At 53.4% G+C, this 25,098-nt stretch carries 20 protein-coding genes; 12 read left to right on the forward strand and 8 right to left on the reverse strand.

Annotated features, from left to right (window positions below; translation table 11 throughout):
• Positions 1-106: 106 nt before the first annotated feature.
• Complete coding sequence (locus B2Z72_RS18370; protein ID WP_297005517.1) at positions 107-1,012, reverse strand: LysR family transcriptional regulator; 906 nt, start codon at positions 1,010-1,012, stop codon at positions 107-109.
• 286 nt (positions 1,013-1,298) lie between these two features.
• Positions 1,299-2,162: a DMT family transporter gene (locus B2Z72_RS18375; protein WP_296980878.1), complete on the reverse strand. Its 864-nt coding sequence runs from the start codon at positions 2,160-2,162 to the stop codon at positions 1,299-1,301.
• Positions 2,163-2,475: 313 nt separating this feature from the next.
• On the opposite strand from B2Z72_RS18375, the gene clpB reads away from it, so the two are divergent.
• From clpB to B2Z72_RS18395, 4 genes are all read left to right on the forward strand, one after another.
• On the forward strand, positions 2,476-5,067 hold the full coding sequence (clpB, locus tag B2Z72_RS18380; protein ID WP_297005520.1) for an ATP-dependent chaperone ClpB: 2,592 nt from the start codon (positions 2,476-2,478) through the stop codon (positions 5,065-5,067).
• 171 nt (positions 5,068-5,238) lie between these two features.
• Positions 5,239-5,670, forward strand: a complete 432-nt coding sequence (locus B2Z72_RS18385; RefSeq protein ID WP_297005524.1) for a protease complex subunit PrcB family protein — start codon at positions 5,239-5,241, stop codon at positions 5,668-5,670.
• The gene (gene ruvC / locus B2Z72_RS18390; RefSeq protein ID WP_297005525.1) at positions 5,667-6,182 is read left to right on the forward strand and encodes a crossover junction endodeoxyribonuclease RuvC; all 516 of its coding nucleotides are present in this window, start codon (positions 5,667-5,669) and stop codon (positions 6,180-6,182) included. The genes B2Z72_RS18385 and ruvC overlap by 4 nt, the downstream gene beginning before the upstream one ends.
• A gap of 88 nt (positions 6,183-6,270) precedes the next feature.
• Complete coding sequence (locus tag B2Z72_RS18395; RefSeq protein WP_297005528.1) at positions 6,271-7,062, forward strand: class I SAM-dependent methyltransferase; 792 nt, start codon at positions 6,271-6,273, stop codon at positions 7,060-7,062.
• Positions 7,063-7,076: 14 nt separating this feature from the next.
• Here the strand turns inward: B2Z72_RS18395 and B2Z72_RS18400 are convergent, their stop codons facing one another.
• The 3 genes from B2Z72_RS18400 to B2Z72_RS18410 form a co-directional block, all read right to left on the reverse strand.
• Positions 7,077-8,813 carry a bifunctional protein-serine/threonine kinase/phosphatase gene (locus B2Z72_RS18400; protein ID WP_296980165.1) on the reverse strand — a complete coding sequence of 579 codons (1,737 nt, stop codon included), beginning with the start codon at positions 8,811-8,813 and terminating at the stop codon, positions 7,077-7,079.
• Between the two features lie 120 nt (positions 8,814-8,933).
• Complete coding sequence (locus B2Z72_RS18405) at positions 8,934-9,740, reverse strand: formate/nitrite transporter family protein (protein WP_296980163.1); 807 nt, start codon at positions 9,738-9,740, stop codon at positions 8,934-8,936.
• Between the two features lie 410 nt (positions 9,741-10,150).
• The gene (locus B2Z72_RS18410; protein WP_296980162.1) at positions 10,151-11,428 is read right to left on the reverse strand and encodes a nitrate regulatory protein; all 1,278 of its coding nucleotides are present in this window, start codon (positions 11,426-11,428) and stop codon (positions 10,151-10,153) included.
• Positions 11,429-11,552: 124 nt separating this feature from the next.
• On the opposite strand from B2Z72_RS18410, the gene B2Z72_RS18415 reads away from it, so the two are divergent.
• Positions 11,553-12,410, forward strand: coding sequence for a DMT family transporter (locus tag B2Z72_RS18415; RefSeq protein ID WP_296980160.1), 858 nt, complete (start codon positions 11,553-11,555; stop codon positions 12,408-12,410).
• 10 nt (positions 12,411-12,420) lie between these two features.
• Here B2Z72_RS18415 and B2Z72_RS18420 read toward each other — a convergent pair whose 3' ends face one another.
• On the reverse strand, positions 12,421-13,182 hold the full coding sequence (locus B2Z72_RS18420; protein WP_296980158.1) for an SDR family NAD(P)-dependent oxidoreductase: 762 nt from the start codon (positions 13,180-13,182) through the stop codon (positions 12,421-12,423).
• A gap of 133 nt (positions 13,183-13,315) precedes the next feature.
• On the opposite strand from B2Z72_RS18420, the gene B2Z72_RS18425 reads away from it, so the two are divergent.
• Positions 13,316-14,215 carry a LysR family transcriptional regulator gene (locus B2Z72_RS18425; protein WP_297005531.1) on the forward strand — a complete coding sequence of 300 codons (900 nt, stop codon included), beginning with the start codon at positions 13,316-13,318 and terminating at the stop codon, positions 14,213-14,215.
• A 54-nt stretch (positions 14,216-14,269) separates the two neighbouring features.
• Here B2Z72_RS18425 and B2Z72_RS18430 read toward each other — a convergent pair whose 3' ends face one another.
• Both B2Z72_RS18430 and B2Z72_RS18435 read right to left on the reverse strand, forming a co-directional pair.
• Positions 14,270-14,470: a hypothetical protein gene (locus B2Z72_RS18430; RefSeq protein ID WP_296980154.1), complete on the reverse strand. Its 201-nt coding sequence runs from the start codon at positions 14,468-14,470 to the stop codon at positions 14,270-14,272.
• A gap of 616 nt (positions 14,471-15,086) precedes the next feature.
• The gene (locus tag B2Z72_RS18435; RefSeq protein ID WP_296980152.1) at positions 15,087-15,557 is read right to left on the reverse strand and encodes a NifB/NifX family molybdenum-iron cluster-binding protein; all 471 of its coding nucleotides are present in this window, start codon (positions 15,555-15,557) and stop codon (positions 15,087-15,089) included.
• Positions 15,558-16,148: 591 nt separating this feature from the next.
• On the opposite strand from B2Z72_RS18435, the gene B2Z72_RS18440 reads away from it, so the two are divergent.
• From B2Z72_RS18440 to ligA, 6 genes are all read left to right on the forward strand, one after another.
• Entirely contained in the window at positions 16,149-16,565 is a 417-nt protein-coding gene (locus B2Z72_RS18440; RefSeq protein ID WP_296980149.1) for a bacteriohemerythrin, read from the forward strand.
• A gap of 2 nt (positions 16,566-16,567) precedes the next feature.
• Positions 16,568-16,825 (forward strand): hypothetical protein, encoded by a 258-nt coding sequence (locus B2Z72_RS18445; RefSeq protein ID WP_297005533.1) that lies wholly within the window; start codon positions 16,568-16,570, stop codon positions 16,823-16,825.
• 219 nt (positions 16,826-17,044) lie between these two features.
• On the forward strand, positions 17,045-17,716 hold the full coding sequence (locus B2Z72_RS18450; RefSeq protein WP_296980147.1) for a GntR family transcriptional regulator: 672 nt from the start codon (positions 17,045-17,047) through the stop codon (positions 17,714-17,716).
• Positions 17,707-21,213, forward strand: coding sequence for a chromosome segregation protein SMC (gene smc / locus B2Z72_RS18455; protein WP_297005537.1), 3,507 nt, complete (start codon positions 17,707-17,709; stop codon positions 21,211-21,213). The genes B2Z72_RS18450 and smc overlap by 10 nt, the downstream gene beginning before the upstream one ends.
• Before the next feature lie 219 nt (positions 21,214-21,432).
• Entirely contained in the window at positions 21,433-22,914 is a 1,482-nt protein-coding gene (locus B2Z72_RS18460) for a cell division protein ZipA C-terminal FtsZ-binding domain-containing protein (RefSeq protein ID WP_296980143.1), read from the forward strand.
• Between the two features lie 109 nt (positions 22,915-23,023).
• On the forward strand, positions 23,024-25,075 hold the full coding sequence (ligA, locus tag B2Z72_RS18465) for an NAD-dependent DNA ligase LigA (RefSeq protein WP_296980167.1): 2,052 nt from the start codon (positions 23,024-23,026) through the stop codon (positions 25,073-25,075).
• Positions 25,076-25,098 lie beyond the last annotated feature (23 nt).

Below are 25,098 nucleotides of genomic sequence, written 5' to 3' on the forward strand. Positions count from 1 at the left end.
ATCCGGTGAATCGCAATGCTGCTCTGCTTAAGTGAACAGCATTGGGCAGTTGCCGGCTTTTTTTGTGCGTGCGCCGAGAGTACTCAGCGCGGCGTCAGAGCGGGTTTTATTCGCCGCTGGCGTCTTCAAAGTAGGCGGTAATAAAGTCGAGGAATGCCCGGCTTTTGTTGGCCAGATAGCGGTTCTGCGGGAATACCACCTTGATGGTACGAACCGGAATATCCACCTGTGGAAACAGCTGCACCAGCTCACCGTTCTGCAGGTGCGTATCAGCGATGTAAGTCGGCAGAGCAGTAATGCCCATGCCGGCCAGACACGCTTCATACACCAGATCAATGTCGTTCACCGTCAGTTTGCGTTCCACATTGGAAATGCTGAAACCGTGGTCTTTCTCGAACTGACGCAACCAGTTGGAGCGGGCGTATTCGGCGTTGTTGATGACCAGAATGCGGTGATCGTTGAGATCTTCCAGCTTTTCCGGCATGCCCCAGCGCTCAATGTATTCACGGGAGGCAACGATGGAAATCTTCTGTTCAGCCACCGGTTTGGCGATCAGGCGTGAGTCTTCCAGCGTGCCCAGACGCAGAGCGAAGTCATAGCCTTCTTTTACGATATCCAGCGGGCGGTCGGAAATATGCAGATCGAAGCTGATGTCCGGATATTTCTGGGCGAAATCGGTGAATATGCGCGCCAGCTCACGACGGCCGAAGTTTGACATCGCAGTAATGCGCAGACGGCCACGTGGCGTCACATCAAAGTCGGTTACCAGCTTTTCGGCTTCGGTAATGGACTCCAGGATATTCTCGCTGTGCTGATAGAACATCTGACCGGCTTCCGTCGGGCTGACCGAACGGGTTGTACGGTTAAGCAGACGAACACCAAGACGTTCCTCAAGTCCGCTGATCTGTTTACTGACGGCAGACGGGGTAACGCCAAGAGCGTCAGCGGCCGAAGTGAAGTTGCGCGAACGGACGACGGCGACAAAGGTTTGCAGAGAGTCGATGCGGGACATAATTAATGACTCTTGATGATTAATCAGGGTTATTTGGCAATTATATTTAAACCAAAGGAAATAATAAGCGCTGTTGCACCTAAATTAGACTTAAATCTAATAGGTGAATCGGGAAAATTCCTGTGCCTGACAGGAATTAATGCAATAGTTCTCCGATTGTGTATTTAGTTGGGACAATTCCGGCGTTGCCTGCAGGTTACAGGGCGTTGGCTGCAGGTTACAGATTGAAGCCAGAGGGCACGGGAGGCACTACCGGTTCTGCAATGCACTGCTGTACAGCCCGCTGTCAGGCGGCTTTGGCTTTTTTGCCGCCTTTCAGATTGATGACTCCGGCACTGATGATCAGTGCAGCTCCGGCCGCCGTTGTCCAGGCCGGAATCTCACCCCAGAACCACCAGCCCATCAGCGCACCATAAATCACCGCACTGTAGACATAGACGCCGACTTTGCCGGTGGGCGCAATACGATAGGCTTTGGTCAGTGCCAGCTGGCCGGTGGTGGCGACGATGCCCAGCGCGGCAATCCACAGCCAGGCGAGCGGCGGAATAGGCTGCCACGACAGAACAGCGCCCGGAGCTGACACCAGCGCTGAGATCAGAGCGAAGTAAAAGACGATACGCTGGCTGGATTCAGTGACTGACATGCGGCGGATGGTGACTTTGGCCAGTGCTGCCAGTACGGCGCCGGCCAGACCGATAATCGCTGCCAGGGTAAAAGTATGCTCTCCGCCCGGACGCAGGATCACCACCACACCGGCAAAGCCAATCAGCAAAGCCAGCCAGCTGTAGCGGCCGGCCGGTTCGCGCAGCCACCATAAGGCGAGGAATGGCATAAACAGCGGGGCCGACAGTTTTACCAGAAAGGCTTCTGTTAACGGCAGGTGACCCAGAGCCCAGAAATAACAGTACATAGCGCTGACACCAACCAGGCCGCGCATCAGGTGCCAGTGCCAGACGCTGGTCTTCAGTTCGCTGATGCCGGTGCGCATGATCAGAGGCAGCAGCACGATCAGGCCGGCGACGTTGCGGAAGAAGACGATCTGGTCTGTGCTCAGATCATCGGAAAGATGTTTGATGATGGCGCCCATAATGGCCAGCAGGGCCTCCCCCAGAAGAAGATAGAGGGCGCCGAGTCGTATTTCGTCAGTCATGCGTCTTTAAATAGGAATGTTAGCCACTATATAACCGGTAGCGAAAGAGGTACCGGCGGAGTCAGAGCCTGAGCCCTGAACCTGATGCGGAAAGCGAAGTGCAGCACAATAGAGTCCCGCAGGCGGCGCCAGTATACGCAGTTTTGTCAGCAGTTGCTGAAAACAGTTTATTGCTGCAGATCATGGGCTGGATTATTAGATTTACTAAACTTTATTTAAAAGGGGTTGAACAAATCTAATAAGGACATATCTAAGGTTTCAGACAAGATTTAACCTGCAGCCGGGCGGCGGCAGGAAGTACAGGAGAAAATTTATGAGAATGGATCGGCTGACAACCAGTCTGCAAAACGCACTGGCCGAGAGTCAGAGTCTGGCTCTGGGACAGGATCATAACCAGATTGATACCGTACACGTTTTATTGGCCCTGATGGAGCAGACCAGCTCCAGCGTAAAAGACGTGGTGCGTCGCTGTGGCGGCAATGTGGGGGCGCTTGAGCGCTCGCTGCGTGACGTGCTGCAGCAATTGCCTACTGTGAGTTCCCCGGATGGCAATATTCAGATTGCACCGGAACTTGGCCGTTTACTGAACCTGGCCGACAAAGAAGCGCAGAAACGCGGTGACCAGTATGTTTCCAGCGAATTGTTTTTATTGGTCGCGCTGGAAGACAAGGGCGCAGCCGGTAAAACGCTGAAAGAGTCTGGCCTGAATAAAGAAAATGTGGAAAAAGCCATTGAAGATATGCGTGGTGGTGAAAGCGTGAACGACGCCAATGCCGAAGACAGCCGTCAGGCGCTGGACAAATACTGCATCGATCTGACCGAACGGGCAGAAGCAGGCAAACTGGATCCGGTGATCGGCCGTGATGATGAAATCCGCCGTACCATTCAGGTGCTGCAGCGCCGTACCAAAAATAACCCGGTGCTGATCGGACCGCCTGGGGTGGGTAAAACCGCCGTGGTGGAAGGTCTGGCGCAGCGTATTATCAATGGTGAAGTGCCGGAAAATCTGAAGAACAAACGTATTCTGTCGCTGGATATGGGTTCTCTGCTGGCCGGTGCCAAATACCGCGGCGAATTTGAAGAGCGTCTGAAAGCGGTGCTGAAAGACGTGTCCAAAGCCGAAGGTAATATCGTGCTGTTTATCGATGAGCTGCACACCATGGTGGGCGCAGGTAAAGGCGAAGGTGCGATGGACGCCGGCAATATGCTGAAACCGGCACTGGCCCGTGGTGAACTGCACTGTGTGGGCGCAACCACACTGGATGAGTATCGCGAATTCATTGAGAAAGACGCCGCGCTGGAACGTCGTTTCCAGAAAGTCATTGTTGATGAACCGAGCGTGGAAGATTCCATCGCCATCCTGCGTGGTCTGAAAGAACGCTACGAAGTACACCATGGCGTGCAGATCACTGACAGTGCGATTATCGCTGCGGCTAAATTGTCTCAGCGCTACATTACCGATCGCCGCCTGCCGGACAAAGCCATCGACCTGGTGGACGAAGCGGCATCTGTGATCCGTATGGAAATCGATTCCAAACCGCAGGAAATGGATAAGCTGGAACGTCGTCTGATTCAGCTGAAAATTGAACGTGAAGCACTGCGCAAAGAAAAAGACGAAGCAGCGAAAAAACGTCTGAGTGATCTCAATGAAGAGATTAACAAAGCCGGTCACGCCTACGTTGAACTTGAAGAAGTGTGGAAGAAAGAAAAAGCCTTACTGGAAGGCGCCAGCAAATCGAAAGAAGAGCTGGAGCAGGCCAAGCTTGAACTGGAAGCAGCACGCCGTGCCGGTGATCTGCAGAAAATGTCTGAGCTGCAGTATGGCCGTATTCCGGAACTGGAAAAACAGCTGGCCTCGGCTAATGAAGCGGAAACTTCCGGCACGCAGGAATTCACCTTGCTGCGTAACAAAGTGACCGAAGATGAAATTGCCGAAGTCGTGTCCAAGTGGACCGGTGTGCCAGTAAGCAAAATGCTGGAAGGCGAGCGCGACAAACTGCTGCGCATGGAAGAGGTTCTGCACAATCAGGTGGTTGGTCAGGATCAGGCCATTAAAGCCGTATCCAATGCGGTGCGCCGCTCACGGGCGGGCTTATCCGATCCGAACCGTCCGAACGGGTCTTTCCTGTTCTTAGGGCCAACCGGTGTGGGTAAAACCGAGCTGTGTAAAGCGCTGGCAACGTTCCTGTTCGACAGTAAAGACGCCATGGTGCGCATTGATATGTCGGAGTACATGGAGAAGCATTCCGTGGCCCGTTTAATCGGTGCACCTCCGGGTTACGTTGGTTATGAAGAGGGTGGTCTGCTGACCGAAGCGGTACGCCGCAAACCTTATTCGGTGATTCTGCTGGATGAGGTGGAAAAAGCGCACCCGGATGTGTTTAACATCCTGCTGCAGGTACTGGATGACGGTCAGCTGACCGACGGACAGGGCCGGAAAGTAGACTTTAAAAACTGCGTACTGGTCATGACCTCCAACCTGGGTTCAGATGTTATCCAGACCCTGGCAGGCGATGATGAAAGCAGCTACGAAATGATGCGTGAAGCTGTGATGGAAATTGTTGGTTCTCATTTCCGTCCGGAATTTATCAACCGGATTGATGAAGCCGTGGTCTTCCATCCACTGCAGAAAGATCAGATCCGTGGCATTGCCGATATCCAGCTGGATCTGCTGCGTGGTCGCCTGAAAGAACGTGACCTGTCACTGGAACTCTCTGATGCGGCCGTCAGTAAGCTGGTGGATGTGGGCTATGATCCTGTGTATGGCGCACGTCCGCTGAAACGGGCGATTCAGCAATGGATCGAAAACCCGCTGGCACAGGATATTCTGTCGGGCAAATTTATGCCGGGCAGTACCATCGTCGCGGATGTGGATGGTGATCATCTGGTCTTTAACAGCAACTAAGACCTGATAATAAGGGGCAGAAGCCTCACGCAGAAACTGGCTCTGGCCAGAGAACAAACCCCGCCCGGTAACCCGGGCGGGGTTTATTTTTATCTGCGCCATCAAATACATGGTTATACGCCCTGTTTCTGGCTGGGGTATACTCGGCACATACGATAGTTGGAGTTATTTATGTCAGGCTTTCGATCGGCTGCCCGGGCGGCATTGTGTGTCAGTGCTGTGCTGGCGCTGCCTGCCTGTACCACAGTGGCAGTGCAGGAAAACACCTTGCCTATGAGCAGTATGAATCACTGTGCTGCGCCAGTGGGTGTCAGTGTGCGCTACGGCACCCTGACCATTGCGCTTGGTGATCGTCCGTCTACCGGCTACGGCGTACAGATTGTCGGTCAGCAGGAAGACAGTGGTGAATATGAATTTATTTACCGCGAAACCAAACCCCAGGCGGGCCTTGTTTATGCGCAGATGATTACTCAGCCCTGTGCTCAGGTCATTCTGCCGAAAGACTGGCAGCAGGTGACGGTACGCCATGAAATAAATGGTTCAGAAATCATGCTGACACCGCTGGATGATACCGGGCTGTATCCGGACTCTGCGGCACAATGATTATTCTGGGTATTGACCCGGGTTCGCGACTGACCGGCTTCGGTGTGATCCGCCGTATTGGCCAGAAAACCGAGTACATCGTCAGTGGTTGTATCCGTACCGGGGAAGGCGAGCTGCCGGCGCGGCTTAAGAAAATTTTCGATGGCGTTACCGAGCTGATCGAAACCTATCAGCCACAGGAATTTGCCATTGAACAGGTGTTTATGGGCAAAAATGCCGACTCCGCATTAAAGCTCGGGCAGGCCCGGGGGGTGGCGATTCTGGCCGCAGTTAACCATGGCTTACCGGTGGCGGAATATGCGCCGCGGACCATCAAACAGGCGGTCGTGGGTAAGGGTGGCGCCGATAAAGAGCAGGTACAGCATATGGTGCAATACATGCTCAAATTACCGGGCAAACCCCAGGCCGATGCCGCCGATGCTCTGGCCATTGCCATTTGCCATGCGCATACCAGTGCCAGTCTGGTGGCGAAGGCCGGCGTTAAAGGTGTAACGCGCGGGCGTATGCGATAATTATCTGAGCTCACCATTATTTGCTCTTTTGCTGTGTTGTTCGGTTTTTTGGGATGTGCTTTTGGGTGTGTTTTTAGCAGGAAGCATTATGGAAGATTCTGACGAGTTTTATACCCGCAATAATCTGGCTTCATGGGATGAAGCGGCGCCTTACCATGCGGCAGTTAACCCGCAACTCGAACAGGCGGTGCAGCAGCTGGATTACAATAATTTAAACGACGATTTTAATGCGCTGGTGGACAGTTATTCACCCGCCGGAAAATCCGTGGTGCAGATCTGCTGCAATAATGGTCGTGACTTATTATCGGTTAAAAATAAAGGCGCAGGTTTCTGTCTCGGTATTGATGGTGCCCCGTCTTTTATAGCGCAGGCTGAAAAACTGGCGGCTCTGGCTGGTCACCATGATGTTGAATACATCCAGTCCAATATTTATGAATTGCCGGAGAAATGGCTGCATCAATTCGATGTGGCTATGATTACCGTTGGTGTTATTAACTGGATGCCGGATCTGGATGAGTTTATACGTATCTGCGCATCACTAATAAAACCGGGTGGGGTGCTTCTGATGGAAGAGATTCATCCGGTGCTGAATATGTACGAAGAAGGAGAGCCTTCTTATTTACAGGCATCCTATTTTAACCGTGAACCTTACCGGGATGACGCTGGCCTGGATTATTTTACCGGGCAGAAATATCAGGCCAAAGAAAACTACTGGTTTCAGCACCCGCTGTCGGATTTGTTTACTGCTGCGATTAAGCACGGGCTGGTACTGGAGCATTTTAAGGAGCTGCCTTACAACATAGGCAATGTCTGTGCGGACCTGGAGCACGCGCAGGCTAATCCACCGCTGGGGATGGACCTTGCCTGGCGCAAGGCCTGAGCCCGGATCTGAAATTAACTCAAATCCCGGTACAGCAAGACCACCACAGCAATCGCCAGCAACAAAGATACCCCTTGCCAGAACTGCACCGGATTACGCTGCAGCAGAGGTTCTTTCGCCAGCCGCAGAAACTGCTTGTTCGGGTGGCTGAGGTCATACATAAACTCAGACGGTTCCTGATAGCGTTTATGCGGTTCGGGCGTGAGCGATTTTTTAATCGCCATATCCACCCAGTGCGGAATTTCCGTTGCTTCATCGATAAAGTGAATGGGGGGGTAGCTCAGGCGGTTTTGCGCTTTTGCTGTTCGTGCTTTGGATACCGCTGTGCCGTAAGGCAGTCTGCCGGTCAGCATCTGATAAGTGATCACCCCCAGCGCGAATACGTCGGAAGCCGGCGTGCCGCTGACACCTAAAAAATACTCAGGTGCGGAATATTGCGCGGTGCCCAACAGCTCCAGGCGCTCAACCGGCGTATCGATTTCCAGAATACCAGCCACCCGTACCGAACCAAAATCAATGATTTTCACCGTACCGTTTTTGTCGATCATGATGTTGTCAGGCTTCAGGTCCTGATGCAGCATTTCCAGACGATGAAAGGCCCGCAGACCGGCTGCGGTCTGCTCAATAATATTGCGCACCTCGTCCAGTTGTGGGCGCGGGTTATCACGCATCCACTGAGCAAGTGTGATGCCTTCAATAAATTCGGTGGCAACGTACAGGTAATTCGGTTTACGTTTATTTTTGACCGGTTTCAGTACGTGGGCGCTGTCGATGCGGCGGGCGATCCACTCTTCCATTAAAAAACGTTCAAGATAAGCCGTGTTGTCGCGCAGTTCACCGGATGGCGTTTTGATAATAACCTGCTCGCCGCTGTCGATGTCCTGTGCAGCATAAACATGACTGCGTGGGCTTGAATGCACTTTCCGCAGGATGCGGTAACCATCAAATTCGTCGCGCGGGTTAAGTTCCGGAGGGAAGGGGAGTTCAGTTAACTGTTGGTGAATATCATCGGTATTAGCGGCCGGCGTATTGTCGATACGGATAATCTGAATGGTCAGGTTGTCGTCACTGGCGTTGTCCATTGCCGCCTGCAGTATTTCTTCTGCTGCGCTTTGCAGATCGGTTGCATTGCTTGCAATAATTTCCGTTATCCGCTGCGCATTAACGAATTCGTAAATGCCATCGGTGGCGAGAATAAAGGTATCACCGGCTTGTACGGTCAGTGACTGATAATCCAGATCCAGCTGCTGCTCCATGCCCATGGCGCGGGTCAGATAGCTTTTTTCTGCGGAAGCATAATAGCGGTGGTCTGTGGTCAGCTGTTCCAGCCGGTTGCCCTGTATACGGTAAACCCGGGTATCGCCAACATGAAACAGATGTGCGGTGGATGATTTGATAATCAGGCCGGAAAAGGTACAGACGTAACCGCGGTTCATATCGGAGCGGAATTCACTGCGGCGGCTTTGCGCATAGAGCCAGGAATTACTGGCAAGCAGTACCTGCAGTGCCGATTTTTTTACCGACCAGGCTTCAGAGGTACAGAAATAGTCATCGAGAAAACTCTTTACCACGGCCGAACTGGCCAGCTGGCTGACACTGCTGCTGCTGATGCCATCGGCGAGTGCAATAGCAATCCCTTTCGATGCCAGCAAATGATCTTCGGGAATCAGAACACCGTAAAAATCCTGATTAACGGCTTTAACGCCCTTATCGCTGGCCTGACCGACGGAGACTGTCAGATGAGTCTGCATAGCTGTCCCTGAATACATCTGAAATAAAGCGAGTATAAGACAAAGCCCCGGCATTAACCGGGGCTTTGTTGTTTATTTGGGTCCCGTCTTCCTGAGGTGGAGCGGGGAAGCTGTTAAGAATTACTTAGCAGCTTTGTTCTCACGTACGTGAGTGAAATACAGTGGCAGACCAACCAGCAGGAAACCACCAGCGAGGTTGCCCAGTGCAGTTGGCAGTTCATTCCATACCAGGTACTGCATGAAAGTGAAGTCACCACCCATGATCATAGAAAATGGGAACAGGAACATGTTTACGATGGAGTGTTCGAAGCCCATGAAGAAGAACAGCATAACCGGCATCCACATCGCAGCCATTTTACCGGTAGCGGAGGTAGAAATCATGGCGCCAACAACACCCATAGAAACCATCCAGTTGCACAGCATGCCGCGGATGAAAATAGTGAACCAGCCGTCAACACCATGAGATGCGTAACCCAGAGTACGGGACTCACCAATGGTCGCAACTTTGGCTGCCAGTGCGCCGCCGTCAGTGTTGTAACCGTAAGTCAGAATAAAAGACACCATAAACGCGGTGGTCAGTGCACCGGCAAAATTGCCGATAAAGACCAGACCCCAGTTACGCAGCAGGCCGCCAACAGTACAGCCGGAACGTTTGTCGATTAATGCCAGGGGTACCAGAGTAAATACACCGGTCAGCAGGTCAAATTTCATCAGGTACAGCATGATAAAACCGACCGGGAACAGACAGGCGCCCAGAATCGGAGAACCACTTTTCATTGCAACGGTAATAGCAAATACCGCCGCCAGGCCAAGAATCGCACCGGCCATAAAGGCACGGATCAGAGTGTCCTTGGTGGACATAAAGATTTTTTCTTCACCGGCATCGACCATTTTGGTGGCGAATTCGGATGGCATTAAATAAGACATGGTAAGCCCCTGTTTTTTCGAATTGTAAAAAGTATCTGCGAGTTTTTTATGTCCGGCATCCCCCAGGCGGTACCGGTCAAATCGCGGCCAAAAAAAAACGCCCACCGTTCTCTCCCCTTATTCAGGGATAACGATGGACGCCATTGTCCTTTTCGGTCGTGTTAACAGCCAGCCGCCTTTGGCTGCCATTTCACTGATTTGAATATAGCAACGCGTGTGCCAGTTTTCAGAATGCAGCGTTTTTTAAGGCTTTGCTGCTGATGCGGGATGCCATGCGCCCAGTTTGTTGACTGATGTTGCTGATTTTATGCACTCCGCTGGTGCGGAGTTTGCCATTGACGCCTGCATAACGGGCCAGCTGATCAGATGGTCAATTTTTGCTGATTGCTGATTGCTGATTGCGGCCGTGTTCAGCCTTTCAGTTGCAGCATCTCCGCTACGCTGATGACGTTCTCTGCGACATCCAGAATACGCTTGTTGTTATCCATGGCTGCCTGGCGCAGTTGCTTATAGGCCTGATCTTCATCCAGCCCCTGGGACTGCATCAGAATGCCTTTGGCTTTTTCAATGGTTTTGCGTTCGTTCAGCGCCAGACGCGCCTCTGTCAGCTCATCACTGATACGTTGCAGGCGTTCAGCCTGACCCTGGACTAACTCGTAAATAGAACGGGCAAGTTTGACATTAACCCCCGGCGTGACGTTGACCGTAGGCTGATCGCCAGAGTCTGAAATCATCGACAGGGATGACATCGGCGGTTCTTCGATGGTCGCCAGTTCTTTCATATGTTCACTGTGCAGACGCAGATCTTCCTCCGCCTGGACAATTTTTTCCTGACACAGGGCGAGCAGGTTGGTGGCCAGTTCGTTGACTATGTCCTGCATGCCATCAATGCGGTTGGTCGCGACTTCATACCATACTTCACTGATGGCCGTGGGCAGGGTATCGCCTGAGGTGAAGCGGGCAATCATCTGTCGCAGCCGTTCCAGCTCTCCTGCGGCTTCACTGCTTTCCAGCTGGCGCCATTGTGCGGCGGTAATGGTTTGAGTGAAGTCGCTGAAGATATCAAAGCAGCGTTGCTGGGCATCCTGTAAGGCTTTCAGGCGTTCACGGTTATCGTTGGTGAAGGTGCCGGCAGTAAAACCGATAACCCCCCAGGCGCGTTCCTGACCAGCGTATTCTTTACCCTGCACAAAGTTAAACAGGGCAACCAGTGCGCGGGTAATATCCGGATCACCGGAAATATCGGCCGCTTCAAAGATAACGTTGAGCAGACCGGCGATCAGGCGGTTATAGCGTTGCGTGTTTTCCGTAGCCTGCAGCTGATTTGCCGTAATCTGCGCGCGCAGGGCTGGCATCTCTTCAAAACAGTGCAGAACAAAGGCAATGGCACTGTACAGGCGTGAAGAAGAAGGAGAGCAATCTTTGATATTGAGTTGCTTCAGCGCTTCGCGCAGTTCGTTTTCTGCCTGAACACAGGCAAGCAGCTCTTCTTCCCGCTGAGTGCTGAAGCGCTGGCCGCCGGAAACCAGATAGCTGTTGCTTAAACCACGCTCGCGCTGCAGTTCATGAATCAGCCCGGCCACTTTAGTCACCAGATCACAGCTGATCAGCAATTGGCGCAGGCCATTGAGTTCAGATTGTTTGGCCGCCAGTAAAAAGTCTTCAGTCGTCAAAGAGGATTCGGTCATTGGACGCATCGCAGTGCTGGGAAATATCGAATAAGGATACCAATTCAGCTGGCGGCAACACAGTGATTTATGAGCATTCCGTGGATACGTGACATAATCAGCTGCCACTGTTAACGGATTGAATATGCTTTTTTCTCTGATTTCTGCGGTCGCCTGGTCGTTGTTTGATCTGGCCAGAAAACATCTGACCGCGTCGGTACCTCCGCTGGTGCTGTCTTTATGGCTGGCGGGTTGTGTCGCTCCGGTATATTTCATTGCCTGGCTGGTTTACGGTGCTCACTGGCCGCAGGCGGGCTATTGGTTGCCCGGCAGCGTCTCTTTGGTGGTGGCTGCAATAGCGAGTTTCTCTTTTATCAAATCGCTGGCCAGCGGCAGTATTGCGCGCCTGATTCCGGTGCTGTCGCTGACGCCCGTGTTTGCCTCACTGTTCAGCTGGTTTTTGCTCGACGAAATCATTAATGCTTCGCAGGCTTTCGCGATTGTCATTATCGTGGTTTCTATCTTTTTGCTGCAGGGCGGATGGAAACTGCTGCGTGATCCGGCGCATGCCGGTCCGGGTTTTGGATTGATGCTGCTGGTGTCGGTGTGCTGGGGTGTTGGGGCTGTCTTTGATAAATGGGCACTGCAGTCCGCGCCATTGAGCTTTCACGGTATTTATCAGAGTGGCGGTACTGCTGTACTTACCTATATCGCTTATTTAGTGCTGGAAGTGCGTCCTCATAAAGTCAGTTTGTTTCCACGTTTTACTGCACCATTGCATTTGTTACTGATGGCCGTCGCTGTGTTTGCGGTTGCTGTCAGTTGTCAGTGGGGTGCTATTACTCATATTCACCCGGGCATTGTCGAAACCATTAAGCGCGGCATTGGTATTCTGGGGGCAGCGTTGTGGGGTGTGTGGCTGTTTAAAGAAAGCATCAGCCGCTGGCAGCTGGCGCTGATGGCGGTTATTGTCGCCGCCACCGCCTGGCTGACGTTGGCCTGAGCCCGGCTTGTTACAGGAACATACCGCCGGAAGCTTCAATGCGCTGGCCGGTAATCCAGTGATTGTCGTCGCTCAGTAAAGAGGCAATCACCGGACCGATATCATCCGCTTCACCGGCGCGGGCAAGGGCCGTGACGGAAGCCACAAAACCATTGGCGTCCGGATTATCCCGCACCGTACCGCCTGCAAAATCTGTGGCTATCGCGCCCGGAGCAAGAGTATTAACACGGATGCCGCGCAGTGCCAGCTCCTTCGCCTGATAACGGCTCATCACTTCCACTGCACCTTTCATACAGGCATACGCTGAAGAGCCCGGCAACGAGAAGCGCGCCAGTCCGCTGGAGATATTGAGTACAGCACCGCCGTCGGCGATAACCGGCAATAGTGTCTGGCTAAGAAAGTAGGGGCCTTTCACATGCACACGGTAGAGCTCATCAAAGTCGTCTTCGCGCATTTCACCAATCAGGGCTGAGTGGCCATGACCGGCATTGTTCACCAGATAGTTAATTGCCTGAGTCTGCCAGTGTTCCGTTAACGCGGTCTGCAGGCTGCGGCTGAAATCGCTGAAACTGCTGCTGTCGCCGGTATCCAGTTGCAGAGCCAGGGCTTTGCCGCCCAGTGCTCTGATTTTATCGACGATGACGTCAGCCGCTGAGCGGTTGTTTCTGTATGTCACAATGGAATCCACACCACGTTCAGCCAGTGCCAGTGCAGCATTGGCGCCAAGGCCACGGCTGCCGCCCGTGATTAATGCAATTTTGGGTTCAGACATAAAAGTCTCCTGTCAGATAATGTTGTTGAAATTCGGGTGGTCTGAATAATCAGTTCATACAGGTTAATTTGCTTAGTTATCTGGATAAATGTTGCTAATCTGACATGACTATTCGATTTGACTGGATAATTAAGTGAAAGAACTGGATGCCCTGCGCATTTTTCTGCAGGTCGCTGAGCAGAAGAGCTTCTCTGCTGCAGCGGATGTACTGGACCTGCCGCGCTCGACGGTATCGGCAGCGGTGCAGCAACTGGAAAATGAACTGGATGTGCGTTTGCTGCAGCGCACAACCAGAAGAGTCATGGTAACGGCCGAAGGCGAGCGCTTTATGGAGCGCGCCCGCAGCCTGCTGCATGATGCCGATGAGCTGCGCACTATGTTTTGTGGCGAGCATACGCTGAAAGGTGTTATCCGCGTGGATATGCCGGTGGTGGTAGCACGCGACATGGTGCTGCCGTGTTTGGCTGAATTTCTCGCGCGGTATCCTCAGGTGCAGGTTGAACTGAGCAGTACAGACCGGCAGGTTGATCCCATGGCAGAGGGCTTTGATCTGGTACTGCGTGCCGGGGATTTATCCGATTCGAGCCTGATCGCCCGGCGCATTGCAGAGCATCGCATGGTCAACTGCATCAGCCGCGGTTATCAGCAGAGTTATGGCACGCCGCAGTCACTCGACGACTTAAAGGTACATAAGTTAATCGGTTATTCGGCCACCTTAGGCCGCGGTGGTGATCTGTTCGATTATGTCGATGCGCGAGGGCAGGTGCAGCAGCTGCGTATGACAACCCTGGTGACGGTGAATAATGCGGTGGCCTATACCAGTGCCTGTCTTGCCGGTCTGGGGATTATTCAGACGCCTTATGCGGGCGTTGCGTCCCTGATAAATGACGGCAGTTTGCTCACGGTACTGGACGATTTTGTCTGCGCGCCTCTGCCACTCTCTGTGCTCTATCCGGAACGGCGTTTTCAGCCACAGCGTGTCAGAGTATTTATGCAGTGGCTGACGGATATCATTCAGCAGAAAATGAATTAATTCTGACCGGTAAGTAAAAAGCAGCCGGAGCTGCTTCTTTACTTCTGCGCCTGCTCAGGCTGCTTTGCCGCTGCATTCCGGGCAATAGCTGGCTGGTGAATAAATCAGCGGCGATACGTCATAAGCCGCTTTGGCTGTGGCAAAAGAGCCGACAAAATAGAGTTTGTCCTTCTCCGGTAAGTGCGCACAGCCTTCACGGTGTACCTGATGTCCTGCATCACCTTTTTTTTCTGTATCAATAAAATAAAGCGCCATAGCTAATCTCCTGATTGCGTTTAAGTACCTGCTCCGGGACTTTCCTTTGTTAAGGGACCCTTTTAATAAAACGCGGTCTGCGGTCCACGTTTACACTGAGTTTTGCTCAATGTACTGAGTCTTTTTCAATCCCTGTGCCACGCGTGACTGTTATAGCCATGCGCTATCAGTGCAAAATTCTGTTTAGAAATCATTTGCTTATAAATCCACTTTATTTGTGTGTGAAAATATTGAGCAGATTGCGGCTCGATGCATTGCAGGAAATCCCTGCACAATTGTCGGAAATAACGCAAAAACCCGACAATCTTTGTCGGATGTACCCCTGGATTTTGGGATGAACACTGGCAGAGTCTCACGGGTCATAAGAAGCAGAAGCCATTAGCGACGCGGTAAAGGATTCTGTGCAGAGACTGCAGACATTTAAATTCTGCAGGAGGTTTGGGCAGAAAGAGATTTGGGCAGAAAGGTGTTTGCAGAGAAAGAGAATAGTGGGGAGTGAGAGAGGATAGTGAGAGAGGATAGTGAGAGAGGATAGTGAGAGAGGATAGTCGCGGGTAGTGAGGGTATTGGAAAAAGAAGGGCCGCGGAGTCAGTGACTCCGCCAGATGAATCCGGATCAGCCGTCCCAGCCTTCATCATCCATAGCATCGAAGCGTGAATCCGAGGTGTCGGCCTTTTTGCTTTTCAGAATTTTTGCCAGCCAGAATTCAGGGGTGCCATTCAGCTGCGCCTGCAACTCTTCGATCAGTTCTTCCACATCCGGGCCGCCACTGACTTTGATCGGGTTAACGCCAAGCGCTATTAACTGGCGGGTCGCTGAGCCGCCGATAGAACCGCAATAGACCACATCCGCTCCGACCAGCCAGGCCAGTTTCGGTTTGAGCTTGTCTTCGTTGCCGTCCATTTTTTCCTGCGCGAAACGCTGGGAAGCAATTAATTCCGCGCTGTCGGCGGTGACTTCGTAGAGGTAAAACGCCTGAGCAGAACCAAAATGCTGATCGACCATATCGCCGTCCATGGAAGCAAAAGCAACCAGCAGCGCATTCTGATTCATCGGGGCGTCAGCCACACAGGAAAGAGCATTCATAGCGGATCTCCGGGGTCAGGGTCTGGGTCGGTTAACAGTCAGTTAACGTCTTTATCCGTTCTGCAACCTTTGAACCAGAATGGCCAGGCGTCAATGCGCACAGCCGCAATTCAGAGGCATATCCGGGTCAGGGCCGGGTCAGATCAGCAGCTCCATTGAAGCGGGTGACTTAAAGAAACCACGGGTAATGACGGCTTTTCACTGTCTGTTGGAGCGTTGGAGGCTTGAGCGGCTGGGGTGTTTCGGGTGTGTTTTGGGAGCGTCTTAGCAGCGTCTCAGGAAGGTCTCAATAGTGCCTTGGGGCACGGCTTTTCTGCTTTTCAGAGCAGGAGCGGGCGTCGTAAAGACGACAGGGGACCGGGTTGTGCTGCATATTTGTCGTATTCCTGCCAATGCAGCTGAGTCTGACTCTTAAACCCTGTTGTTTGTGTGGTAAAGCCGCCAGTGCAAACGCGACATCTGCTCTGAAGTAACACATCGGTTTTATGTAACTTATTGATTTTTAATGTATAAATTTACAAGGGTAAATGGTCTGGTGCTTGCAATAACCCGGGGTTACAGCGCTGTAATCGTTAACCTCAGGAGAACCCCATGACGGCAACGCAATCTCTGCCTGCACAAACCTCCAATCAACCGATGACCCTAGGTCACGCTGCCATCGATCAGGATCATCTGGCGTTCGCCGCCCTGTGTCAGCGTATGGCGAGTGCAGACAATGCGGAATTTGCCCGCCTGTTTGCTGAACTGGAACAGCATACGGCTGAGCATTTTGAGCGTGAAAACCGCCTTATGGCGGACTGTGGCTATCCGGCTATGGCAGAGCATCGTGGCGAGCATAACCGGGTGCTGGGCGAGCTGACACAGTTTGGCAAGCGGGTTGAGGCCGGGCGGATAATGTTTGGCCGGGCGTACGTTGCTGAGCAGTTACCGCGCTGGTTTGATCTGCACGTTGCCACCATGGACAGCGCGCTGGTGGAGTTTGTCAAACGGGCGCAGGCGGAGCAGTAACTATGGACGTGGATGCATCCCATTATATTTCCTTGCTGGAAGGTAAACTCAAAGCCGCCATTGAGCTGCGTCCCACCGCAGATGAGACGACCTGGCTGCTGTTACTGCGGCTGGATTACGACGGTGAGCCTGCCGGTACCACCAGTTTTAATCTGCATGGCTACAGCCGTGAGGAGGCAGAGCAGGTAGCGGCCAATATTTCGGATAACCCCTACCTGATGAAGGAGATCGACGAATTTCTCTGGGGCGAGAGCGACTGATTAACTTCCGGGCTGTTTGCTTCTGATATGTTTATGCTCTGAGCAGATTAACGTCTGATCATCGCTTCCGGGAGCGGAAGCGCCCATTCTGTCCGCTTTGCTGCACTCTCTGACGCCACTGAGACGCACGGCCTGCCGTGCTTTCTGTCAACGTTCGGCAGGCGCCGTTTCTGTGGTAACATCCCGCTTTTATACGGCAATAAAAACGGAAGATACCGCATGAGCTTTACTGCCCCGGAAAGCCTCTCTGAGCAGATAGCCAAGTATCTGGCAGCGAGCATTATTTCTGGCAAGATGAAGCCCGGAGAGCGTATTCAGGAAGCCCGGGTAGTGAATGAGCTCAGTGTCAGTCGCGGCTCAGTGCGGGAAGCACTGCTGATCCTTGAACGACGTTATCTCATTAATATTCTTCCCCGTCGCGGCGCTGTCGTTGCTGAACTGAGTGAACAAAACGTCAGCCAGCTGTACGATCTGTACATTAACCTGCTGGTGATGCTGGCTGTGCGTGTGGCGGACAACTGGCAGGATGATGCGCTGGACCCGGTTCTGAGTGAATGGGAAAAGATGCGTGACTGCAATCAGAACGAAGACCGTGCGGCCTTTGTCGCGGCCGGGTTCCGCCTGATGCATGAAGCCTGTCAGATCGCCAGAAACGATTATCTGAGCGAAATCCTCTCCAACCTACAACCGGCACTGCACCGCGCCTATGCGCTCGGGGTACGTTACCGTCCGGCGGAAGTCAGCCATGCATTCCGTTTTTTTGCCGAATTGATTCAGGCTGTTGCCCGGCGCGACCGCAACGCCATCCCAACCATTATAAAAGCTTATGGCAAACACCAGTGCAGCACCGTGCTCGCGGCACTGGCTGAGGAGACCTCTGCATGCGCCTGAAAGCCATTAAACTGGCAGGTTTTAAGTCCTTCGTTGATCCCACCACGGTTCCTTTTAACACCAATATGACGGGCATTGTCGGCCCTAACGGCTGTGGTAAATCGAACACCATTGACGCTGTGCGCTGGGTAATGGGCGAAAGCTCGGCCAAGTACCTGCGTGGCGACGCCATGACCGACGTTATTTTTAACGGCTCGTCGGAGCGTAAGCCGGTGGGCAAAGCCAGCGTAGACCTGGTGTTCGACAACAGTGACGGTACGTTAAGAGGCGAATACGCCGGATACAGTGAGATCGCCGTGCGCCGTCAGGTCAGTCGTGACGGACAGTCCACCTATTACCTAAACGGCACCAAATGCCGCCGTAAAGACATTACCGATATCTTCCTCGGCACCGGCCTCGGCCCGCGTTCTTACGCCATTATCGAACAGGGCATGATTTCGCGTCTGATCGAAGCCAAGCCGGAAGAACTGCGTGTTTACGTGGAAGAGGCTGCCGGTATTTCCAAGTACAAAGAGCGCCGCCGTGAAACCGAAAACCGCATGCGCCGTACCCATGAAAACCTCGAACGTCTGCAGGACATCCGTGAAGAGCTGGAGCGCCAGCTGTCGCACCTGCATCGCCAGGCTCAGGCGGCGGAAAAGTACAAAGAGCTGAAGTCGCAGGAACGTGAGAAAAAGGCTCAGCTGCAGGCGCTGAAATGGCAGACCCTGAACGAAGATTATCAGCAGCGCGAACTGAAGATTGCGCAGTTCGAAGCGCAGTTTGAATCGCACATGGCCAATCAGCGCTCGGCAGATACTGAGATTGAAGGCCTGCGTCTGGAGCATCAGGAAAAAAGCGATCAGTTCAACGAAGCGCAGAGTAAGTATTACGAAGTCGGTGCACAGATTGCCCGTCAGGAGCAGAAGCTCGAGCATCAGTCACAGATGTCGCTGCAGCTCGACCGTGATCTGGCCGAAGTCGAAAAAGCCATCATGGATACCGAGCGTTCGCTGGAAGAAGATCAGCTGAATCTGGAAACCGTCAGCGAAGAACGTCTGATGCTGGAACCGGAGCTGGAAATGCTGCTCGCCGGTGAAGAAGAATCGGCACTGAAACTGGAAGAAGCCGAAGATGCACAACGCCGCTGGCAGGACAGCTGGGATGCCTTTACCCAGCGCGCCAGTGAGCCGGCACGTCAGGCAGAAGTGGCCCAGACCCGCATTCAGAACACCGAACAACAGCTGACCCGTATCGATCAGCAGATCCTGCGACTGCAGGAAGAGCTGCAGCAGGTGACGGAAAATCCGGAGCTGGAAGAAATTCAGCTGCTGGGTGAAGAAGTCAGCGAACAGGAACTGGCGGCTGAAAGTCAGCAGGCGCGGGTGGATGAACTGGCTGAACAGGTCACCGACGCGCGCGAAAGTCTGGAGCAGCAGCGTAAGCAGCTGGACGATGGCAAGCGTCGTCTGCAACAGATGCTGAACCGCAAAGCCACGCTGGATGCACTGCAGAAAGCCGCGTTGGGGCAGGGCAGTGAAGCCGTCAGTCACTGGCTGGAAAGCCATCAGCTGGCACGTAAACCGCGTCTGGCAGAACAGCTGCAGGTCGAATCCGGTTGGGAGCGCGCGGTGGAAACCGTACTGGGCGGTTATCTGCAGGCGGTGATGGTTGATCAGCTCGATCCGGCCCAGCATTGGCTTGATAGCTTTAAAGAAGGCCAGCTGATTCTCTGGCAGCAGGGCTCTGAAAGTATGCCCGCGGCGCAGCCGGGCACACTGCAGAGCAAAGTCAGCAGCCAACAGAATGTCGCCGGATTGCTGGCTGGCGTGAAAACCGCCGACAGCATTCAGGCCGCTCTGGCAGTGCGCAGTTCACTGGCTGACGATGAATCCGTGATTACCCCGGATGGTATCTGGCTGGGTAAGCACTGGTTGCGTGTGGCGCGGGAAGCGGACGGTGAAGGCGGTCTGCTGGCGCGTCAGCAGGAACTGGAAACGCTGGAAGAGCAAATCGAAGATCTGGATATTCAGGTGGAAGAATGGGATGCCGACCTGGAAGCCAACCAGCTTAAGCTGCGCTCGCTGGAGCAGCAGCGTGAGACCGCACAGCGCGAACAGCAGCAGGTAAGTCAGAAGCTGATTACGCTGAAATCGCAGCTATCCGGTAAACAGGCGCGGGCAGAACAGTTCGCCCTGCGCAGTGACAAGATTAACCGCGACATCTCTGAGGCGCGGGAAACCCAGGCGCTGGAACGGGAGAATCTGGAAGAGCTGCGCATGACCTGGCAGGAAGCCATGAGCGCGGTGGATGAAGACACGGATGAACGTCAGCGTCTGCAGGATGAGCGTGCGCGGGTGCAGCAGTTGCTGGAGACCGCACGGATGGAAGCCGGTCAGAATAAAGACCGCGGCCACCAGATGCAGCTGAAGATGCAGACCCTGACCAGCCGCGAACAATCCCTGCAACAGGCGATTGATCGTCTGGCGGAACAGATGACGCGCCTGCGCGAACGTCGTGAGCAGGTGCTGGAAAATCAGAACCGCGATCACAGTGCGGATCTGGACGAACTGAAGGCACAGCTGGAAGAAATGCTTGAGCGCCGCCTCAGTGCCGAACAGGCCATGCAGGCCGCCCGCCATGCGCTGGAAACCGTCGACAGCCGCTTACGGGAGCTCGAGCAGAGCCGGGCGGAAGCCGAGAAAAAAGCGCTCGAAGTGCGTAACGAACTGGAAAAAGTGCGCATGGAGTGTCAGGCGCTGGATATCCGCCGTCAGGCGCTGGTGGAATCCCTGGCCGAAGAAAAACTGACCCTGAAAGATGTGATGGAGAACATTCCGGAAGAAGCCAACGCCGAACAATGGCAGGCGGATCTGGAAAAAATCGCCGAGCGTATTCAGCGTCTGGGCGCGATTAACCTTGCTGCCATTGAAGAATACAAGGTGCAGTCTGAGCGTAAGGTGTATCTGGACAACCAGAATGATGATCTGCAGAAAGCGCTGCAGACACTGGAAGGCGCGATTCAGAAGATTGACCGCGAGACCCGTACCCGTTTCCAGGAAACCTTCGACAAGATGAACGCCGGTCTGGCCGAACTCTTCCCGAAAGTGTTCGGCGGTGGTCATGCCTCGCTGGAACTGACCGACGAAGACCTGCTGACCACTGGTGTGGCCATTATGGCGCGCCCGCCGGGCAAGAAAAACAGCACCATTCATCTGCTGTCCGGTGGTGAGAAAGCCCTGACCGCGATCGCGCTGGTGTTCTCTATCTTCCAGCTGAATCCGGCACCGTTCTGTATGCTGGATGAGGTGGACGCGCCGCTGGATGACGCCAACGTCGGACGTTATGCGCGACTGGTGAAGGCAATGTCTGAAAAAGTGCAGTTTATTTATATTACGCACAACAAAATCGCCATGGAGATGGCGGATCAGCTGATGGGCGTCACCATGCACGAGCCTGGCGTATCCCGTCTGGTTTCTGTGGATGTGGAGGAAGCCGCGCAGATGATTGATCAATAAACGGACAGATAACGCACGACTGAATCGGGCAGAGAGGGTCAGACAGGGAAAGTTGTCGGCTTTTCTGCTCGCAGAGTGTTGCAGGGGCTGTTTTCGCTATGGCCAATATGTAACACTCTGCCCGGAGATTTTTTGTGGTTCCGATGTCATATCGAGCGTTTTTCCGGTCCACACGAGCGGTTGTAATCAGGCACAGGTTAGCAGGGGTTTAAGGTAAAAATGGAATGGAGCTGGCGTACGGTTCTTATCATCATCGGTTTGATGGTGATGGCAGCAATTCTGATTGATGGTTTCCGCAGGATGCGGCGTGCCCGGGCGGAAGCTCTGCGTCTTGATGTCACCAACGAATTCAATTTCCCGGAAGATCCGCACAATCCGGAGCTGCCCAGCGGCGGTTTCCGTGTGATTGGTGATCGTGAGCCGGGTGAGGGTGCCGCACCACTCAGCAAAGTGCAGCCTGACGATTTTCGCCCGCGTTTTGACGATACGCCGGCTGATGATCTGGCAGAGCGTGAAGACAGCAGCGTGCCGTATTTTGCTGACGAGGATCTGTCACCTGCGCGTACTGTTGCAGCGGCTGATAAGCCCACCGCTGAACGTCAGGTTGTTGAGTCAGAGCCTTCAGTTACTGAACAAAAGCCATCAGCTGAGGAATATAAGCCTTCCACTGCTGAGCATAAGCCCTCTGTTGCTGAGCATAAGCCCAGAGCGGAAGAGCGCGCAGCCCCGGCTACGGCGGACTCGTCATCGGGCTGGGATCTGCCATCTTTCTCCGCCACCGATGATGAAGACACCCTGGTATCCTGGGAAGACGATGTTGGCCCGGTACGGGTGGTCGGTAAACAGGCTGACAGTGCGCCGGTCCATAGTGAACCCAATAAAGACAGTATTCAGGATTTCGATATTCCAGCGTCCAGCCTGATTCCGAAAGCCCGTCCGGTTAATCTTGATGAAGAATTCCCGGTCCTGCTGGAAGTGGAAGAGCTGGGCGACGATGACATTCAGCCAGCAGCCGAGCCCGTTAGCGGCGATCTGTTTGGCCGCAATTCGATGGACGCGGCAGATGAAGTTGCAGACGCTGAAGCGGAAGTGAACGACGCTGAAGATCCGGTACACAATGATTTTATTTCCGAAGGGGAATACCCCGACGAAGACGATCTGCAGAACGAAGTCAGTGAAGTGCCGCCACAAACCATTGTGCAGCCCGTTAATTACGCATCCGCCGATGCGGAGAAACTGGCAGACCGTCCGCAGCCGGATATGGTGCTGGAAATTCACTGCGTTGCCCGGGATGAGCTGGGGTTCAGTGGCAAAGATATTCTTTACCTGTTTAACAGCTGCGATCTGCGTTTTGGCGAGATGGATATTTTCCACCGCTTCGAGCAGGCCGATGGCCGTGGCAATATTCAGTTTTCTGTGGCGCAGAGTTATGAGCCAGGTATCTTCGTACCGGCCGCCATGGCGCAGCAGCATTTCCGCGGACTGAGTTTCTTTATGAGCCTGCCGGGTCCGTCAAAGGCGCCGGAGGCGTACGAAGCCATGTCGGAAATGGCGCGGGTTATAGCCCGTAATCTCGGTGCCGATCTGATTGATGGGGCGCGCAGTGCGCTGACCACTCAGACCATTGAGCACGAGCGTCAGCAGATTATGGAATACGAACGGCGACAGAAACTGGCCCGTAAAAAGCAGGGTCTTAAATAAATTCTGAAATACCATTATGAACGAACAAAATGATCTTTTTGCAGAGGAGCCAAATGGCTCCTCTGCGTCTTCCGATACCATGAAAAGCAGTGCAACAGGAAAGGAATCCATGACCGACGAACAATCCGTCAGCAGCAGAGTGGATGCACTGCGTCAGGAAATAAATCAGCATAATTATCGTTATTACACGCTGGATGAACCCAGTATTCCAGACGCAGAATACGATCGCCTGATGCGTGAACTGCAGGGGCTGGAAGCGCAGTATCCTGAGCTGGTCACTGCGGATTCTCCAACCCAGCGTGTCGGCGCGCAGCCACTGACCGAATTCGAAGAAGTGGTACACGATATTCCCATGCTGTCGCTGGATAATGCGATGAACGCTGAGGAATTTGCGGCTTTTTATCAGCGCGTTCAGGACAGGTTAAAGACCACAGATACCATTGCCATCGCCTGCGAACCTAAGCTCGATGGGCTGGCCATCAGTCTGCTGTATGTCGATGGTGTACTGGTACGGGCCGCGACCCGTGGCGATGGTCAGACCGGGGAAAATGTTACCCAGAATGTGCGCACCATTAAAAATATCCCGCTGAAACTGTATGGCGATAACTATCCATCACGGATCGAGATCCGTGGTGAGGTGTATATGCCGAAAGCAGGGTTTGATGCGTACAACGACAATGCGCGGCAAAACGACGAAAAAGTCTTTGCCAATCCACGTAACGCCGCCGCCGGTTCGCTGCGTCAGCTGGACCCGAAAATTACCGCGAAGCGACCACTGGAGTTCTGTGCCTACAGTATTGGTGTGGTAAGCGACGATGCGGATATGGCGGATACTCACAGCGGCATTCTTGCGCAGGTAAAAACCTGGGGGATTAAAATTAACCCGGAAATGCGCGTGGTCAACGGTGTTGAGGAAGCCCAGGCGTTTTTTGAACAGCTGGGTGAAAAACGTCATTCACTGGATTACGAAATCGACGGTACGGTATTCAAAGTTGACCGTCTCGATCTGCAGGAAACTCTGGGCTTTGTTGCCCGTGCTCCGCGTTGGGCGATAGCTTATAAATTTCCGGCGGTTGAAGAGATGACTGAACTGCAGGGCGTGGATTTTCAGGTTGGCCGCACCGGTGCCTTAACGCCGGTGGCACGATTAAAACCTGTGCATGTGGCTGGTGTTACTGTATCCAATGCCACCTTGCATAATATGGATGAAATTGCCCGGCTGGATGTGAAGGTCGGCGATACCGTTATTATCCGTCGTGCCGGCGATGTTATTCCACAGGTGGTTTCCGTGGTGGCGGAAAAGCGTCCAGCGGAGGCACAGGATATTGTTATGCCGGATCATTGTCCGGTGTGCGATTCGCTGGTGGAAAAAGTCGAGGGCGAAGCCGTCGCCCGCTGTACTGGTGGTCTGGTATGTTCTGCTCAGCGTAAAGAAGCCATCAAGCATTTTGCCTCGCGCAAAGCGCTGGATGTTGAAGGGCTGGGCGATAAACTGATCGATCAGCTGGTGGATGCCGGGCTGATTGATTCCGTGGATGATTTATTTCACTTGACACTGGAACAGCTGGCGGGCCTGGAACGCATGGCGGAAAAGTCGGCGCAGAATGTTCTCGATGCGCTGGAAAAAGCCAAAAATACCACTTTGCCGCGCTTCCTTTACGCGCTCGGTATCCGTGAAGTGGGTGTGGTAACGGCCAATAATCTTGCTGCGCATTTTGGCTTTCTCGAACGCATTATGACCGCCTCCGAAGAAGCCTTGATTGACGTGCCGGATGTTGGCGCCATTGTTGCGGCACACGTGCATAATTTCTTTGCTGAACCGCATAACCTTACTGTGATTGAGCAATTGCAGAAGGCGGGCGTGAACTGGACGGAGAAAGAACCCGTACAGGATTCCGGCGAACTGCCATTATCGGGTCAGGTTGCGGTGATTACCGGTACGCTGACAGAGAGTGGTCTCAGCCGCGATGATGCCAAAGCTCTGCTGGAGCAGCTTGGTGCCAAAGTCACAGGCAGTGTTTCCGCCAAAACCGATTTTCTGGTGGCTGGCGAGAAGGCAGGCTCCAAACTGACCAAGGCTCAGAGCCTGGATGTTACTGTGCTGGATGAAGCGGGTTTTCTGCAGTTACTGGACGAACATGGGCTTCGTCCTCAGGGATGAGACTGTGCCGGGATAAACCTGCA

Origin of the sequence: Thalassolituus sp. UBA6592, from assembly GCF_002433655.1 — a bacterium.
Taxonomy (GTDB): Bacteria; Pseudomonadota; Gammaproteobacteria; order Pseudomonadales; family Oceanobacteraceae; genus Venatoribacter.